At 55.4% G+C, this 16,872-nt stretch carries 17 protein-coding genes; 14 read left to right on the plus strand and 3 right to left on the minus strand.

What is annotated here, in order from left to right:
• The first annotated feature begins 23 nt into the window (after positions 1-23).
• The 6 genes from RA157_RS09485 (at position 24) to RA157_RS09510 (ending at position 5,814) form a co-directional block, all read left to right on the plus strand.
• Positions 24-860, plus strand: coding sequence for a CE1 family esterase (locus RA157_RS09485; RefSeq protein ID WP_350332878.1), 837 nt, complete (start codon positions 24-26; stop codon positions 858-860).
• Positions 857-1,363, plus strand: a complete 507-nt coding sequence (locus RA157_RS09490; protein WP_350332879.1) for a hypothetical protein — start codon at positions 857-859, stop codon at positions 1,361-1,363. The genes RA157_RS09485 and RA157_RS09490 overlap by 4 nt, the downstream gene beginning before the upstream one ends.
• A gap of 180 nt (positions 1,364-1,543) precedes the next feature.
• Complete coding sequence (locus RA157_RS09495; RefSeq protein WP_350332880.1) at positions 1,544-2,545, plus strand: isopenicillin N synthase family dioxygenase; 1,002 nt, start codon at positions 1,544-1,546, stop codon at positions 2,543-2,545.
• Between the two features lie 71 nt (positions 2,546-2,616).
• Positions 2,617-3,531 (plus strand): DMT family transporter, encoded by a 915-nt coding sequence (locus RA157_RS09500; protein ID WP_350332881.1) that lies wholly within the window; start codon positions 2,617-2,619, stop codon positions 3,529-3,531.
• Between the two features lie 66 nt (positions 3,532-3,597).
• Positions 3,598-4,689: an alcohol dehydrogenase family protein gene (locus RA157_RS09505; protein WP_350332882.1), complete on the plus strand. Its 1,092-nt coding sequence runs from the start codon at positions 3,598-3,600 to the stop codon at positions 4,687-4,689.
• A 3-nt stretch (positions 4,690-4,692) separates the two neighbouring features.
• Complete coding sequence (locus RA157_RS09510) at positions 4,693-5,814, plus strand: mandelate racemase/muconate lactonizing enzyme family protein (RefSeq protein ID WP_350332883.1); 1,122 nt, start codon at positions 4,693-4,695, stop codon at positions 5,812-5,814.
• Positions 5,815-5,837: 23 nt separating this feature from the next.
• On the opposite strand, the gene RA157_RS09515 is transcribed toward RA157_RS09510, so the two are convergent.
• Positions 5,838-6,839, minus strand: coding sequence for a GlxA family transcriptional regulator (locus RA157_RS09515; protein WP_350332884.1), 1,002 nt, complete (start codon positions 6,837-6,839; stop codon positions 5,838-5,840).
• A gap of 121 nt (positions 6,840-6,960) precedes the next feature.
• Here RA157_RS09515 and RA157_RS09520 point away from each other — a divergent pair, with 121 nt between their 5' ends.
• Entirely contained in the window at positions 6,961-7,947 is a 987-nt protein-coding gene (locus RA157_RS09520; RefSeq protein ID WP_350332885.1) for a bifunctional riboflavin kinase/FAD synthetase, read from the plus strand.
• Positions 7,944-8,885, plus strand: a complete 942-nt coding sequence (locus RA157_RS09525) for a DMT family transporter (RefSeq protein ID WP_350332886.1) — start codon at positions 7,944-7,946, stop codon at positions 8,883-8,885. The genes RA157_RS09520 and RA157_RS09525 overlap by 4 nt, the downstream gene beginning before the upstream one ends.
• Positions 8,886-8,898: 13 nt before the next feature.
• Here the strand turns inward: RA157_RS09525 and RA157_RS09530 are convergent, their stop codons facing one another.
• A complete protein-coding gene (locus RA157_RS09530) occupies positions 8,899-9,324 on the minus strand; it encodes a MaoC family dehydratase (protein ID WP_350332887.1) in 426 nt (141 codons plus the stop codon).
• A gap of 347 nt (positions 9,325-9,671) precedes the next feature.
• On the opposite strand from RA157_RS09530, the gene RA157_RS09535 reads away from it, so the two are divergent.
• The 3 genes from RA157_RS09535 to RA157_RS09545 all read left to right on the plus strand — a co-directional run bounded on the left by RA157_RS09535 (position 9,672) and on the right by RA157_RS09545 (position 12,287).
• Positions 9,672-10,055 (plus strand): response regulator, encoded by a 384-nt coding sequence (locus tag RA157_RS09535; protein ID WP_350332888.1) that lies wholly within the window; start codon positions 9,672-9,674, stop codon positions 10,053-10,055.
• A 142-nt stretch (positions 10,056-10,197) separates the two neighbouring features.
• Positions 10,198-10,887, plus strand: coding sequence for a protein phosphatase CheZ (locus RA157_RS09540; RefSeq protein WP_350332889.1), 690 nt, complete (start codon positions 10,198-10,200; stop codon positions 10,885-10,887).
• A gap of 248 nt (positions 10,888-11,135) precedes the next feature.
• The gene (locus RA157_RS09545; RefSeq protein WP_350332890.1) at positions 11,136-12,287 is read left to right on the plus strand and encodes a helix-turn-helix transcriptional regulator; all 1,152 of its coding nucleotides are present in this window, start codon (positions 11,136-11,138) and stop codon (positions 12,285-12,287) included.
• A 25-nt stretch (positions 12,288-12,312) separates the two neighbouring features.
• Here the strand turns inward: RA157_RS09545 and RA157_RS09550 are convergent, their stop codons facing one another.
• Positions 12,313-13,212 carry a uracil-DNA glycosylase gene (locus tag RA157_RS09550; protein ID WP_350332891.1) on the minus strand — a complete coding sequence of 300 codons (900 nt, stop codon included), beginning with the start codon at positions 13,210-13,212 and terminating at the stop codon, positions 12,313-12,315.
• Positions 13,213-13,832: 620 nt separating this feature from the next.
• On the opposite strand from RA157_RS09550, the gene RA157_RS09555 reads away from it, so the two are divergent.
• From RA157_RS09555 to RA157_RS09565, 3 genes are all read left to right on the plus strand, one after another.
• A complete protein-coding gene (locus tag RA157_RS09555) occupies positions 13,833-15,509 on the plus strand; it encodes an electron transfer flavoprotein-ubiquinone oxidoreductase (RefSeq protein ID WP_350332892.1) in 1,677 nt (558 codons plus the stop codon).
• Positions 15,510-15,747: 238 nt separating this feature from the next.
• Entirely contained in the window at positions 15,748-16,152 is a 405-nt protein-coding gene (locus tag RA157_RS09560) for an MAPEG family protein (RefSeq protein ID WP_350332893.1), read from the plus strand.
• Positions 16,153-16,283: 131 nt separating this feature from the next.
• Complete coding sequence (locus RA157_RS09565) at positions 16,284-16,793, plus strand: hypothetical protein (RefSeq protein WP_350332894.1); 510 nt, start codon at positions 16,284-16,286, stop codon at positions 16,791-16,793.
• Positions 16,794-16,872 lie beyond the last annotated feature (79 nt).

The following is a 16,872-nucleotide window of genomic DNA, read 5'->3' on the forward strand; positions in this document are numbered from 1 at the left end:
TCAGAAAAACCTGGGGAGGAGCTATGCGGTTCCTGGCGTCGATTGTTTTGTTGTTTCTGGCGGGGCTGATGCCCGGGTCCTTTTTTGCGCCTGTGACGGCTGCTTATGCCTGCGGGGTCGAAACCGACTGTGTTATGGGCGACAGAACCTACCGTATCCGGATGCCGGAAGGCCATGATGGCAAGACGCGAATTGGTGCGCTGGTCTTCATGCATGGCTACAAGGGCAGTGCTGCGGGTACGATGCGCAATGCCAATCTGGCTCGGGTGGCCGATGAGCTTGGCGTTGCCCTGATTGCCCCGAAATCCGCAGGCAACGACTGGGATCTGCCCGGTGTGCCGCGCAATACGAAGTCCACCGGTGAGAATGAGTTCCGGTATTTCGAGGCCCTGATTGCCGATGTGAGCAAACATTTCCCCATTGATACAGAGCGGCTTGTGGCAACCGGGTTTTCCGCTGGCGGCATGATGGTCTGGAACCTTGCCTGTCATCGGGGACACCTGTTTGCAGGCTTTGCGCCACTGTCCGGTACATTCTGGGATCCGATCCCTGATACCTGTCCAAGTGCTCCGGTTCATCTAATCCACATGCATGGCACCAGTGATCCCGTTGTGCCTCTGGCAGGGCGCGCGATTGTCGATACAAGTCAGGGCGACGTGCTGGAAGCCATGGCGCTTTTTGCAACAGCCGGTGGCTTTGAACGTGAAAGCCCGTCTGACGTTCTGGACCTTAAATGCAAGCGGCGAACCAATGCTGACAAGCGCATTCTTGAGCTCTGCCTGCATGCGGGCGGTCATCGGTTCAGTGCGGACTATCTGCTGCGCGCCTGGGAAGAGTTCAGAAAGGCTGGTGCCTTGTGAATCATTCTGTAGATATCAGGCGCTTGTCAGAGCGCATCGTGGCGCTGCATGAGGCGGGCGCTCGCTATGACGAAATTCTGTCCATGCTGGTGCAGGCTGGCATGGGTGAAAACCAGGCTGCAATCCTCATCGGAAGTGTCCTTGATCTGTATGACGAGGCAGGCCGTCTCTATACGCCGAAAACCTGGTTGCAGCGGCACACCCGTATCCGGGCAATCCTGCTGGCTCTGGCGGCTTTTGCGCTGATGCTGGGCGGGTCTCTGGTGCTGTATGGCATAGGGTTTGGCCTTCGAAACCTCTTCGAGGCTGCAGGACAGTTCACGCTTGCAAAACTGCTGGGAGGCGTTCTCCAGTATCCGGCAGGCGCGGTTCTCGGTTTTCTGTCGCTGGGGGCTGTGGGTGACTACCGATCCGCAGGCCTCTTTCTTGGCCTCTGGCTCGGGGTCGTTTGTTATTATCTCTGGCTGTTCGGCTTTCTTGACTGGCTCTGGGCCCTGACCTAAGTAATTTAGTCGGTTTTATCAGTTGAGTTGCAGGGCGGTAAGCTGTCTGAACATTGTTGATTTTCGTCGTATGATTGATTTCAAGTCAATCGTATGGCGTTCTTTTGTAATATTGAGCCAGCTTTGCAGGCTCGCTACGTTTTCCGCAGATAACGGGATCAACCGAACACGGAAAACGAAATGTCTGACGCCTTGATTGCACAATTGGACGACAAATTGCGTGCCAAACGGGAATCATTTGACCGGATCCCGGTGGTGGATCTGGCTCCACTCCTTGACGGCAGTGACAAGATGGCAGTGGCAAAGGCCATGCGCTGGGCTTTGAGCAATGCGGGGTTCATGTATGTGAAGAACCACGGTGTTGCCGCCTCGCAGCTGGAAGACATGTTCTCGGTGACGAGCCGGTTCTTCGATCTGCCGCTTGAAGAGAAAATGGATCTGCATGTAAGCCGGTCCGGCACGGCTATGCGCGGCTATATTGAGATCTTCGGAGAGAACACCGACCCGACCAAGACCAGGGACCTGAAAGAGTGCTTTGACATCGGGCCGGAAACGCCGGATGACACGACGCCTTTCTTCGGGGCCAATCAATGGCCGGAGAGCCAGCCGGATTTCAGGGCAGTCGCTTATGCCTATCATGAGGCGATGGTGGATCTGTCCCGCAAGATGCTGGGCTGCATCGCGCTCAGCCTTGATCTGGATGAAGGCTTCTTTGAGCCGAAGATGACCAGACCGATCAGCATCCAGCGGCTGCTGCATTATCCGTCCCAGAGCGGTGTGGTGGATGAGAGTGTCATCGGCATCGGTGCCCATACGGATTACGGTAACCTGACCATTCTCGCCCAGGATGATGTGGGTGGCCTGCAGGTGATGAACCGCAATGGGGACTGGATCGAAGCACCGCCGATCCCCGGCACCTATGTGATCAATATCGGCGATCTGATCCAGCGGCTGACCAATGACGTCTATCTGGCCAATCTGCATCGGGTAATTAATACATCCGGACGGGAGCGCTATTCCATCCCGTTCTTTATTGATGCGGATTATGATGCCGAATTTGCGCCTCTTGCGTCCTGTGTTTCTGATGACAATCCGCAGCGTTATCAGCCGGTTGTTTGCGGTGTGCACAAGTTCGGGCGTTTCGTTGACAGCTTCCCGCATCTGCAGAAGAAATCCGCGTGACGGAATGAGCAATCAGGGATAGGCTCCCGGACAGGTGTTGGCCCTGAGTGTACTCGGTCTGGGAGGATTGGATGGAGCGGAAGGACCGGATTGATCTGTTCGGTGGCACCGTGCTTGTGGTGTTTTCGGCCCTGCTCGGTCTCAATCAGGTCATGGTCAAACTGGTCAATGCTGGCCTGCAGCCGGTTTTTCAGGCCGGATTGAGATCGGTTTGTGCCTTCCTGCCCGTTCTTCTCTATGCGCTCTTCATGCGGAAGAGATTGTCCATATCAGATGGCAGCTTCTGGCCTGGGGTGCTGTGCGGGGTTTTCTTTGCTGGTGAGTTCATGCTGCTGTTTTCAGCGCTTGAGTTCACCACTGTCTCCCGGGCCTCTGTTTTCTTTTACACCATGCCGTTCTGGGTTGCTCTTGTCGGGCATTTCATTATCCCGGGCGAACGTCTGACACCCTTGCGGCTTGGTGGTCTGGTTCTGGCTATTGTCGGGGTCGCCCTGGCTTTGTCGGGACGGTCCGGTACGTTGCCTGAAACCGTGATCATTGGTGACATCATGTGCCTTCTTGCGGCCTGCGGCTGGGCCGGGATTGCTCTGGTCGCACGAACCACAAGCCTCTCCAGATCATCGCCCGAGATGCAGTTGCTTTACCAGCTTGCTGTGTCTGCGGTCATTCTTGTACCGGCTTCCCTGTTTTTCGGTGACTGGATCAGGGATATGACGCCGGTTCTGGCCGGTATCTTTGCCTTTCAGGTTCTGGTGGTGGTCGGCGTCGGTTTTCTGACCTGGTTCTGGATCCTGTCGATCTATCCGGCCTCTGATATGGCGTCATTCAGCTTTCTGGCACCACTATTCGGCGTGTTGCTGGGCTGGCTTATTCTGGATGAAACCATCACGGGTGCCGTTGCACTTGCCCTGGTGCTGATCTGTTGTGGCATCGTGATGGTGAACTACAAGCCTCGTGTCAGACCTCCAGTGTCAGCAGATGCTTGAACGGGGCATATAATGCCCAACATGGATTGAAGAATATCAGCGAAAAAACGCGGTCGGGAGAGATAAATGGAACAGAAAGTGATGCATGGTGTGTATCTTACAGGCCATGGTGGCTTTGAGGCGTTGTCCTATCAGGATGATATCCCCATGCCGACACCGGCAAAGGGCGAGGTTCTGATCAAGGTCGGGGCTGCCGGAATCAACAATACCGATATCAACACCCGCATTGGCTGGTACTCGAAAAGCGTAACCGGTGATACCAATTCCGGTGGCGCGGGCGGGCTCGACAGCGCCGAAGATGATGATGCGAGCTGGTCTGGCGAGCCCCTGAAATTTCCGCGCATTCAGGGCGCTGATTGCTGTGGCACTGTTGTGGCAGTCGGCGAGGGGGTGGACCCGTCCCGCATCGGTGAGCGGGTTCTGGTCAGAACCATGCAGTCCTATGCAACGGAAACAGATCCGGTAGCCTGTATCACGCTCGGGTCGGAGCGCGATGGCGGGTTTGCACAGTATATGACGGCGGATTCCATCCATGCGCTGGCAATCAACAGTGACTGGTCCGATGTGGAGCTGGCTTCCATCCCGTGTGCGTATTCAACGGCGGAAGGCATGCTGCACCGGACTAATGTAGGGGCTGAAACCGTCCTGATCACGGGGGCGTCCGGCGGTGTGGGCTCTGCGGCCGTTCAGCTTGCCAAGCGTCGGGGGGCAACGGTTATTGCTGTTTCAGGCGCCGCCAAGGCGGATGAAGTGCGTGCGGCTGGTGCGGATAGGGTCATTGACCGAGACGCGAACTATCTCGCCGAACTGGGCCCGGATTCCGTTGACGTGGTGGTTGACCTTGTGGCCGGTGATCGCTGGCCTTCCCTGTTGGATGTACTGCGCCGTGGCGGACGTTACACCACTGCTGGAGCCATTGCCGGGCCTATTGTCGAGCTGGACGTGAGGACGCTTTATCTGAAGGACCTGACTTTCTACGGCTGCACCTATCAGGAAGATGCGGTCTTTGAAAATCTGGTCGGCTATATTGAACGCAACGAGATCAAGCCGCTTGTGGCCAAAAGCTATCCGCTGAAGGATATCGTTGAGGCTCAGACCGACTTTCTCTCAAAGAAACATACCGGCAAGCTGGTGCTTGTGCCGCCACAGGACGACTAGACAGTGAAGATAGCCAGAATTGATGTATTCCAGCGTGACCTGCCTTATTCAGGAGGCGTGTATCTTCTCTCTGGTGGCCGGACCTATGAGAGTTTTGATGCCACCTTCGTTCGGGTGACCACTGATACGGGGCTTGAAGGGTGGGGTGAATCCACGCCCTTCGGTTCCACCTATGTCGCGGCTCATGCCAGAGGTGTCCGTGCCGGTCTGGAGGAAATTGCTCCTGGGCTGCTCGGCCTTGATCCACGCCATGTGGACAGGGTGAATGACCGGATGGACGAGCTTCTGATTGGTCATGCCCATGTAAAAACTCCGGTGGATGTGGCCTGTTGGGATGTGTTTGGTAAATCAGTCGGTATGCCGGTCTGTGACCTTCTCGGAGGCCGCACCCGGAATCGGATGCCGATTATCTCATCCATCTATGCGGGCGATCCGGAGGATATGCGGGCGCGGGTTGCCGATCATCGAGCGCGCGGCTATCTGGGACATTCTGTCAAAGTTGGTGCGCTTGAACGGGAGGGTGGTCCTGCGCTGGACGCTGAGCGAATCAAGGCTTCTCTGGCAGACGCCGTGCCGGGAGAATATTTCATTGTCGATGCCAATGGTGGCCTGACGGTTGAGCATGCCATGCGCATGTTGCGTCTCCTGCCGCAGGGGCTGGATTTTGTGCTTGAAGCGCCCTGCGCCACCTGGCGGGAACACCTGGCCCTGCGCAAGCGGACTGATTGCCCGATCATCTTTGATGAATTGGCCGATGGCGATGCGGCGGTTGCCAACATTGTCGGGCTGGATGCGGGCGAGGGGATCGGTCTCAAGATCTCCAAGAATGGTGGCCTCACACGCGGGCGACGACAGCGGGATATCTGCCTGGCTTCTGGTCTGACAGTCAGTGTGCAGGATACTGTGGGCTCGACAATTGCCTTTGCGGGCATTGTTCATCTGGGGCAGTCAATCCCGGAACGCTCTCTGCGCTGCGTGCTTGATTGCCGGGATATGGTGACAGTGACAACAGCCGCCTTTGACTGTCCGGTCGAGAATGGTGGTGTTGTCGCTCCCGACGCGCCAGGGCTCGGTATTAAACCGGATATGGATGTTCTCGGTGAGCCTGTTCTGACCTTTTGTTAAAGGCCGGGGCTGAACAGTTAGGTCTATCCCAGATCCAGAATGCCCCGTCCGTGCCTGCGGGCCTCGGACGGGGTAATGCCATACTGGTCCTTGTAGCATTTGGAAAAATGTGACGGGGACGAAAAGCCACAGGACAGGCAGATCTCCGAGATTGAAATACGTGATTTCAGAATCAGGTCACGGGCGCGCGCCAGCCGCAGTTCCAGATAATACCGGTTGGGCGTCTGGTTGACATAAGTCTTGAACAGCCGCTCAAGCTGGCGCAGGGACACGCCAACGGCTTCTGCAATATCCTCGCACTGCACCACATCCTCAAGCCGGGTTTCCATAATCTCGATGGCTTTGATCAGTTTGGCATTCGCCACATTCAGGCGCTCTCCAACCCCGGCACGTTGGGGTTCTGAGGGAGAACGTCCGCCGCGATAGATGGCAATATCAGCAATGGCTGTTGCCACCTGCGGGCCAAGCAGGCTGGTCGCATAGTCGAGCATCAGCTCGAAGGGGGCCGTGCCGCCGGAACAGGTGCAGATCGTCTTGTCGAACAGATAGATCTGGTCAAGAACCTCGATATCGGGGAACTGTTCTTCCATCAGCGGACGGTATTCCCAGTGAATGGTACATTGCCGATTGTTCAGAAGCCCGGCGCGCGCCAGAATATAGGCCCCTGTACAGATGCCGATGATCGTATGGCCATGCCGATGCAGCGTGTTGATGCCGGAGAGAAAACCTGAAGTCAGAGTCTGATGTTCGACACCATCACCGGCACAGATGAGCACCAGTCCCTTGTCACCGATTGCGCTGAATGGCTGCACGTCGTGGATCATAAGGCCGTTACTGGCTTCGACTGGTGAGCCGTCAGGTGAATAGAACTGCCAGCGGAAGACCTCCCGGCCGACGCTCTTGTTGGCCATGCGCAGAGCATCCACAGCCATGCCGAATGCGACCAGTGAAAACTGGTTCACCAGAACAAAATGCACATGGTGCAACTGAGGAGGTTCTGTGGGGGTGGAGTCCGCGTGTGTCATACGGCCATTCATTCCGTATTTATTCCGCCTTCGCAAGTGGCACGTCTTGACGATATGGAAAACTTCTGTCACGCCTTCGACAGTGACATTCATCGATATCCATCCGGACTCTGAGGCATCTATGTCGAGCGCACGGCATGCGTTTTCCGTAATTCGATCTCTTGACGCGTTTCCTGCACATCTGCGGGGCGGAGTGGTGGCTATCGGCAATTTCGATGGTGTCCATCGGGGACATCAGGCGGTTCTGGAAGAAGCCAAGGCGCTGGCCAGGGCTGGCAATGTGCCGGCGATCATGATGACCTTTGATCCGCATCCAAGAACAGTGTTTCGCCCCGACAACCCGGTTTTCCGACTGACGGATGAGGCCGGAAAAGCCCGGCTTGCCGAAGCTCTGGGGCTTGATGGTATTCTGAGTTTGCAGTTCACGCGCTCCTTTGCTGACCAGAGTGCGGATTCCTTTATCGAGACCATCCTCATTAAGACGCTCGGCGTTCGCCATGTGGTGACGGGATATGATTTCCATTTTGGTCACAAGCGTCAGGGGACCCCGGACTATCTCAAGGAAAAGGCGTCCGAACACGGCTTTGGTGTGCTGATCGTCGATATGAAATCCGATCGCAGCGGTGATGCTGTCTCATCATCCCGTATCCGTGCGGCCCTGAAGGACGGGGATATAGCCGGGGCCAATCGCCTGCTCGGTTACAGTTATTTCGTCGAAGGTCCGATTATCCATGGTGAAAAGCGCGGGCGCAATCTGGGGTTCCCGACGGCGAACATGGCACTGGCCGAAAACAGTGAACTCCGGTGCGGCGTCTATGCCGTGACCATGACACGGGCTGACGGAACAGAATTTCACGGTGCCGCCAGTTTTGGCCGACGCCCCACATTCGACAATGGTGCGCCGCTGCTTGAAACCCATGTCTTCGATTTCTCTGAAAGCCTTTATGACGAAGTGGTCAGGATTGCTTTCCATGGCTGGCTCAGAGGTGAGGAGAAATTCGCCTCCGTTGATGATCTGGTCGCACAGATGAAAGACGATTGCGAGAAAGCCCGGGTCCTGCTGTCACAGCGGGACATTCAACCTCTGGACCGGGTGCTGGCGGGATGAGCGCCCCGGATCAGACTGCCTCGTCAAATCCCATGGTCGGCATCGGGCTGATGGCCGCGGCCATGGCTGTTATTCCTCTGATGGATGTTTTCGCCAAGCTGCTCAGCAGTGATCATGGTGCGATCCAGATTGGCCTGGGGCGCTTTATTGGTCAGGCTGTCATGGCACTGGTCGTTATGGCACTGCTGCGGCAGAAAACAGCCTGGCTGCCGACACGGCTTTCGCTGCATTTCTGGCGCGGAGCCCTGCTGGCGATAGCAACCCTGTTTTTCTTTGCAGCCCTGAAAACAATGCCGATTGCCAATGCGCTGGCGATTTTCTTTGTGGAACCGATGATTCTGACGGCACTGTCGGCTGTTCTGCTGAAAGAGCAGGTTGGTCCTCGACGCGTGATCGCGGTGGTCGTCGGTTTCGGTGGTGCTCTGCTGGTGATTAAGCCAAGCTGGTCTGTTTTCGGTCCAGCGGCCCTGTTGCCGCTTGTTACAGCGACAGCATTTGCGGGTTATCTGCTGCTGACCCGGATTCTGAGCGGTACTGGAAATGTCTGGTCCCAGCATCTTGCTACCGGGTTGTCAGGCTCATTGATCCTGGGTCTGGCTTTGATCGTAGCGACGGTCTTCGGGTTCGAAGAGGTGGCCGCAAAGGCAATCTCGTCCACACAATGGGCTTACTATATCGGCCTTGCTCTCGTCGGGGCTGGCGCGCATTCCCTTATCGTGCTTGCCTTCGCAAGGGCTCCAGCTGCAACACTCGCACCGCTGACCTATCTTGAAATCGTCTCGGCAACGGTCCTTGGTTATCTGGTCTTCGCAGATTTTCCTGACGCACTGACCTGGCTTGGTATTGTCATCATTGTCGGCAGCGGGCTTTACATCATGCACCGTGAGCGTATTCGGCAAAGCCCGATTGCAGGTCGCAGGCGTCCGGTCAAGCGATAGGCCGAGATGTATCTTAAGCCTCCGGTCGGCGTGGGACAGAGACAATCGCCTCGCCATCAAGAACCAGTCTGTCACCCACATAGGTTTCGCATTTGAGGAAAATCCGTCGGCCCTTGTCCTGCTTTTCCACAACTTCGACCCGTGCCAGCAGTTCATCACCCAGATAAACCGGCGCACGGAAGTGCAGAGTCTGATCCAGATAAACCGCGCCAGGGCCGGGCATCTTGGTTCCGATAATAGTTGAATACAGGCTGGCCGACAGAAAACCATGGGCTATGCGTTTCTTGAAAATTGTCTCTGCTGCATAGTCGTCATCAAAATGCACCGGGTTCATGTCACCGGACAGCTCACCGAAACTCTGCACATCTTCATCTGTAACAAGCTTGGTGACTTCATCGTGCATACCAGGCTGCAGATCTTCATAATAATGCGGCTGCATGGCCGTTTCTCCCAAGTGACCAATCCCCGGAATAGCCCGGATTTTCGCCGAGCTTATGGGCGCTCTTGAGGCCCGCCAATGGGTCATTTGGATAAGAGTAATTCGGATAATACGACTACAGAAAAAATATGGTTTCCAAAGCTTTACTAATTGGTTTCATAGAAAATTAACGAGGATTCCAAGTAACGGGTACCCAAGTTAACCTCCTTTTTAAGACCTCGCGTTAGATTGGCTGTAGGAAACGGGGAGGTCGGCGATAAGCCACCTGTTCTCCTGGAGCGCGTAAAGCGCGAGGCGTAAATGGCCCCTTTGGGGTTGGGGTAGCTGAAAGTGTATGGAGTAAACTGATGGCCCTTGATATGAACATGCCGGTCTTGGTGGTGGATGACTACAAGACCATGATCCGTATCATCAAAAACCTGCTGAAGCAGCTTGGTTTTTCTGATGTGGACGATGCCGCAGACGGAACCGAAGCGTTCCAGAAGATGAAAGACCGTAAATATGGTCTGGTCATCTCTGACTGGAACATGGAGCCGATGACTGGCTATGAGCTTCTGAAACATGTCCGTTCCGATGAGCACCTGAACAAGACACCGTTCATCATGGTGACCGCGGAATCCAAGACGGAAAACGTGATCGCTGCCAAGAAGGCAGGCGTGAACAACTATATCGTTAAGCCGTTCAACGCCCAGACGCTGAAAGCGAAGATCGACGCGGTCTTCGGCGAATAAGCGTCTTCTCCGGCCATCAAGGCGGCCAGATTGGCCGCCTAACGGCGGGATACGGATTTCAGGTTGCGTGTGGGGATACGCGCCGGAAAAACGGGGAATAAAAAGGGCGGCAACAAAGAATTGCAGCCCAATGGGGAATGTCATGTCTCATTATATCTCTACGGAGAATGTCGACAGCATCGTATCCTTTCTCGAAAGGGATCGTGCGGGTGATGTCTCTCTCAATGATGTCATTCAACTCGCCGAAGTGATGGCAGGATCGCTTCATTCCTATTTTGAATCGCTGGATATCTCTCTCTACGAAGAGTTCAAGGGTATTGCTGACGAGATTTCCGTTATGAAGACGGAAGTGGCAAACCTGAGGCCGTCGGACATGCGGGAGAACCGGATTCCGGAAGCCGGGCGCGAACTTGATGCGGTTGTCAATGCCACTGAGCAGGCAACAGAAACCATCATGGCCGCAGCCGAAGACATCATGGCGACAGAGGCAACGGATCTCGAGAGCTACCAGGCTCATGTCAATGACAAGATGATCGAGGTCTTTGAAGCCTGCAGTTTCCAGGACATCACCGGGCAGCGTATTTCCAAAGTGGTTGAGACCATCAATCACATTGATGAGCGGATCTCCAACTTCATCGACCGCCTCAAGGTGGCAGAAGTTGCTGATGCGGAGGTTGAGGAAACCGAAGAGGAACGCCGCCGCCGCGAGTTGATCTTGCACGGTCCGCAGCATGCGGGCGAAGGGGTTGCGCAAGATGATGTTGATCAGCTTTTTGATGCGGTCGAGGCTGACGGTGTCGATCAGGACGAGATTGACAAACTCTTCGGCTGATATCCGCTGACACAATTTCAGTTTGAACCCGCCCGAGGCTTTACCGCCCGGGCGGGTTCCTGCTTTGGGATCTCAGTTTTTGGCTCAAATTGGGCGTAATTGGTTTGAAATGTGGTGGCCGAGGGTGCGTTTCCGGATGTATGTGCGATTTTACCCAAATTATTGAGGTAATATCGCGGAATGCCCTTGTTTTGGACTTATACCGTTTCTAAAAGCCGTGGAGAGGATCCGGTGAAGAGGGGCGGTTGATGGATCTGAATCAGACGGTTGATTCACTGTATGAAACCATTGTTGAACAAAATGGGTTGCAGGGTGTAACCGGGATTTTGGCTCGGGCCATGCCTGGTTCCGCTGTCGCAATGCAGCTCTACGACGCTCGTACCAACCAGTGCCATGGTGTCGCGGAAACAGGCTTTGATCCTGGCAGCCGGGAAGCCTATTTCGAGCATTATGCGCCTCTCAACCCATGGGCCAGAGTCTTCGTTCAGGGGAAACCTGATCAGGTTCTTCGTGCGGAAGAAACGGTTGCAAGGGAAGATCTGCTCTCTGGTGAATATTACAATGACTGGCTAAGGCCTCAGGGAGATTTGTCTCTGGCGCTCGGATTGGTTCTCAATAGGTGGGATACGCAGCGTCTGATTCTGACCACTCGCCTTGGTGAGGGGCAGGATGATGTACTGGCAAGCTGCTCGCAGACCCTGCATCAGCTTATGCCTCACCTCAACCGGGTCAGTCAGATTGAAGCCCTGTTGTCAGAGAGCCGTGACGCGCGGGCCTTCATGAAAGCAGGTTTCCAGTCTATGCGCGGTTGCGCGGTTCTGGTTAATGGAAGCGGCCGCGTCATTGCTGCCAGCATGGCTGCTGAAGAACTGTTCGAACGCAGAACGCTGTTCAGAATCAATATGAACAACAATCTCGCCGGAGCCAGCCTGTCCATTGACGGGACCTTTCGCTCCCTGCTGGGTGATCTGGCACAGCTTGACGACATTACCGGCCCGATTGTCGTGCGTGATGAAAACCGCAACGCAGCGGCAGCTCTGATCACCATTCCGGTTCACCCGGATTATGACGGTGTCAAGGGTGCCTTGCTCAGAGGTGCCACGGATCGTCACCAGCCGGCCAAGCTGGTGGTGGTGATTGAACCGGATCAGCTGGCTCTTCCTTCGCTGGACCTTCTGAAAGCCTTTTTTGATCTCTCCACATGCGAAGCCCAGCTTGCCCTCGCGGTCAGTGAAGGGGTGACCCTGTCGGATTATGCCAGGAAGAAAGATCTGTCCCGCAATACAGTGCGCAATCATCTGGCTAATATTTTCACAAAGACCGGGGTCAACAGACAGGTTGATCTGGTCCGGATGCTTGGCGCATTGGGAGAAGCCCAGTCCAGTCAGGACCAGCTCTAAATCTGGAATGCCATTCTATTCAACCCTATGAAAGGGCCTGTTTGATGGCCAGGAAGTCTTTCCAGGATAGCCGTTTTTCGAGTGGCTGACGCAGCAGGTAGGCTGGATGATAGGTGGCTATGGCCTTGATCTTACGATTGGGCAGTTCATAAGGCATCCATCGCCCGCGCAGTTTGCGGATACCATCACTGGTGCCGAGAAGGGCCTTAGAGGATGCCGCACCGAGAAACACCAGAACATCCGGATTGACCAGTTCGATCTGCCGCTGGATGAATGGCTTGCAGGTTTCGGTCTCTTCCGGCGTCGGTGTCCGGTTTCCGGGCGGTCGCCAGTAGAGAACGTTGGCGATATAGACAGACTGCCTGTCGAGTTCGATGGCCTGAAGCATCCGGTTCAGCAATTGGCCGGAGCGCCCGATAAAGGGCAGGCCCTGCATATCCTCATCCCGACCGGGGGCTTCTCCGACAAACATCAGCCGGGCATTCGGGCTGCCATCCGAGAAGACGGTGTTTTTCGCCGTGCGTTTCAGATTACAGCCGTCGAAAGCCTGAACAGCTTCATGCAGGGCCTCAAGGCTGGTGGCAGATGCTGCCAGATTGCGAGCGGATTGCACCACATCGGCGGAGCCGGGAATGACTGGCTGCGGCATATGGCGTGCAGGTGCGTCTGGTTCCGGAGACCGCTCCCGGGGGGCTCCTGGTGCATGAGAAGGGGCGGCCTGTGCCTGCCTTGCAGCTTGAGGTGCAGTCGGAGCCCGGCGTGCGGCTTTTGCCTGGGCTTGTGCTTTTGCCTGAATTTCTGTTTCTGCGAACCGGTCCTGCGGGGTGTCCTCCAGAACCCAGTCCACGCCCATATCCGCATGCCAGCGGAGGGCTTCTATCAGCGCAGCGCGCGTCTGTCCGGAGGTGGGTGAGGAAGATGTCATGACGGCATTATATACAGGAAACACGCATGTGCGTCTGGTTTAATCGACAAAATCGAATGCCACAAACATGTCGTTACGACAAGATGCTGATGAGCTGGCTGCATGGTCCATAATTGGGTCCATAATTTGTATGAAATCTGCTCAAAATGGCGAAAAAGGACAAGAGACGCGCGCTCTTGGCATTGCCGGAGGCATTCTGATCCCTTAAGAAACCTGTTGGCTTAGGGTCAAGACTCATTGCTCACGCCTACTCTGTTTATCAGGGAAGAGCAGAATGGACACAAACAAAAGCGCAGGACAGGTGGATCCTATTCAAGCTGTTGTTTGTGGTCAGGCTGCGCTTCCCTGATAAACCCAAAGGGCGGGGTCATTTTACCGCCCGGCTTTGTTGGAGGCCCTTGAAAACCAGAAGGTTTCCTGCGGACCTCCGCCGCGCCGGACGAAAAAATGACCATCGCAGAATGGATGTGAGCAATGAGTTTTGACCCTAGGAAAATGGGCGACTGCCGCCGGAACAGATTGCCCGCCTGAAGAATAAATAGGCAATAAACGGGTTTTGAAAGCGTGACATATGCTGGTTAACCGGAACCGGTCGGGACGTCACGCTGTGGGAGAAACAGATGTCTGACGCGATGGAGCTTCCTGAACGCGAAAGCATGGAATTCGATGTGGTGATTGTCGGTGCAGGCCCTGCTGGCCTGGCTGCTGCTATCCGTATCAAGCAACTGGCCAATGACAAGGGTGAAGACCTGTCAGTCGTTGTTCTGGAAAAAGGCTCCGAAGTCGGGGCGCATATCCTGTCCGGCGCTGTTGTCGATCCGATAGCACTTGATCGCCTGCTGCCGGAATGGCGCGAGGAAGACACGCCGCTGAAGACGGAAGTGAAGGAAGATATCTTCACCTTCATGGGTCCGGCCGGCTCCATCCGCCTGCCAAACTTTGCGATGCCGCCGCTGATGAACAACCACGGCAACTATATTGTCTCTCTGGGCAATGTCTGTCGCTGGATGGCTGAAAAGGCTGAGGCTCTGGGCGTTGAAATCTATCCGGGTTTTGCCGCCGCTGAAGTGCTCTATGGCGAAAACGGCGAAGTCATCGGCGTAGCCACCGGCGACATGGGCGTCGGCAAAGACGGCGAGGTGAAAGACACCTACATGCGTGGCATGGCGCTGCTCGGCAAATATGTGCTGATCGGTGAAGGCGTCCGTGGTTCTATCGCCAAGCAGCTGATTGCCAATTACAAGCTGGATGAGGGCAGGGAGCCTGCGAAGTTCGGCATCGGCATCAAGGAATTGTGGGAAGTTGACCCGTCCAAGCACAAGCTGGGCCGCGTGCAGCACTCCTTCGGCTGGCCGCTGGACCTGAAAACCGGTGGTGGCTCCTTCCTCTATCATCTGGAAGACAATCAGGTGGTTGTCGGCTTTGTGGTCCACCTCAACTATTCCAATCCGTGGCTGTCACCGTTCGAGGAGCTGCAGCGCTTCAAGACCCATCCGGAAATCCGCGATGTGTTTGAAGGCGGCAAACGCCTTGCCTATGGTGCTCGTGCGATCACCGAAGGTGGCTATCAGTCCGTGCCGAAACTGTCCTTCCCGGGTGGCGCGCTGCTCGGCTGTTCTGCCGGTCTCGTCAACGTTCCGCGTATCAAGGGCTCGCACAACGCCATGCTGTCTGGCATGCTGGCTGCTGAGAAAGTGGTGGAAGCGCTTGCCGATGGCCGCACCAATGATGAGCTGGCCGCTTATGAAGCGGAATGGCGCGACACCGATATCGGCAAGGACCTGAAGAAGGTCCGCAACGTCAAGCCGCTCTGGTCCAAGCTTGGGACCATTGGCGGTGTTGCGCTTGGTGGTCTCGACATGTGGACCAACACATTTGGCTTCTCACTGTTCGGCACCCTGAGCCATGGCAAGCCGGACCATGCCTATCTGAAGCCTGCCGATCAGTGCAAGAAGATCGAATATCCGAAGCCGGACGGCAAGCTGACCTTTGACCGCCTGTCCTCTGTCTTCCTGTCCAATACCAATCATGAGGAAGACCAGCCGATCCATCTGAAGCTGAAAGATGATGCGCTGCAGATGTCATCCGAGCTGAAGGTCTTTGCCGGCCCATCCAACCGTTATTGTCCGGCTGGGGTTTATGAGTGGCGGAAGGATGATGAGACCGGTGCCGACAAGTTCGTCATCAACAATCAGAACTGCGTCCACTGCAAAACCTGTGACATCAAGGACCCGAACCAGAACATCAACTGGACGGTGCCGGAAGGTGCAGGCGGACCGAACTACCCGAATATGTAAGGGCTGGAGCAAGGTTCTCTGAAAAATTGGAACAGGCCTCGGAGCTGATCGCTTCGGGGCCTGTTTCTTTTTACCTGTCATCCCTGCAGAAAGTGTGTCCATATACAGGACAACTGGAGCATATTCCCGAAAAGTGTGTGCGGTTTTCGGATAAGAATATGCTTGAAAACAAAGAGATAGAGCATTTTGAGTGACTTTTTTTCACACAAAATGCTCTAGGTCAACGGGGGCTTGTGCCATGCAGTTTGAAATCTCCGGCCTCTATGTGGGATTGCTCGGTCTGTTCATGGTTGTGATTGCGTTCCGGGTGCCTCTGCGCCGACGGTCGGAAAAAATCGGATTGGGCACCGGTGGAGACAGTGAACTGACCACCCGGATACGGGTGTTCGGCAATTTCATCGAATATGTGCCGATGGCACTGCTGATGCTAGTCCTGCTTGAGAACCGCTCTACACCTGAATGGGCATTACATGCTCTGGGGCTGACCCTGCTGGGAGCACGTATTCTGCATGCTGTGGGTCTCAGTGCGACCGATTATGGGAAATGGCGGCTCAGAGCCCGTTTTTACGGGGCGCTTTTGACGTTTATTATTCTGCTGATTGAAGCGCTTTGGCTGATTTCTGGTGCTTTGGCAGGGGTTTAAGGCCATTTCTCACATGCTTACGTTCACGTAAGCTCAAACGCGCGTCATAACCGCGTGTTCACGGTTGCACTTTGTCTCTCCACGCCACACATCCGGTGCACAATCAAGTTCAGGAGAACGGAGCAGCACCGATGAAAGCGCTTATTGAAAATCTTCCGCCGCTGAATGCCAACACAGCCATGACCATGCTTCTGGCTGGTGCATCTGCCCTTGTTGCCTTTGATCTTTTCGGCCAGAGTCTCAGCCCTCTTTTGGGGCAGGCCCGACTGGCTCCGGTTCCGCTTGCCAACAGCGTGATCAAGACGCTGACGGGAGAAGGCTATGCTCCGGCGGCTCATCTTATGCATTATATGGCTGGCCTGGTCGCCTATCCGCTCGGCTGGATGCTGATTGCCCGGCCTCTGGCGCAGCGGGTCATGCCAAGTCTGCACTGGTTGGTTTCATCAACGCTTTATGGTGTAGCGCTCTGGGTGTTCGCTCTCTATTTCATGGCGCATCTCGTGGCCGGAAACCCGCCATTCCTCAACTTTGGCAACATCACCTGGGTCGCTCTTGTGGGGCATGTGGTTTATGCGGTCGTTGCTGCTGCGGTGGTGCAATGGCGAGAAACGGGCGAGAGAATCGCCTATCAACCTGGTTAAATCCGACCATACAGGGAATAAGAATTGGTCCGCTCCGGCGGGCCTTTTCGTATATTGGGTTGAAAACAGGGCGAATTGT

Origin of the sequence: Coralliovum pocilloporae (assembly GCF_030845175.1) — a bacterium.
Taxonomy (GTDB): Bacteria; Pseudomonadota; Alphaproteobacteria; order Rhizobiales; family Cohaesibacteraceae; genus Coralliovum; species Coralliovum pocilloporae.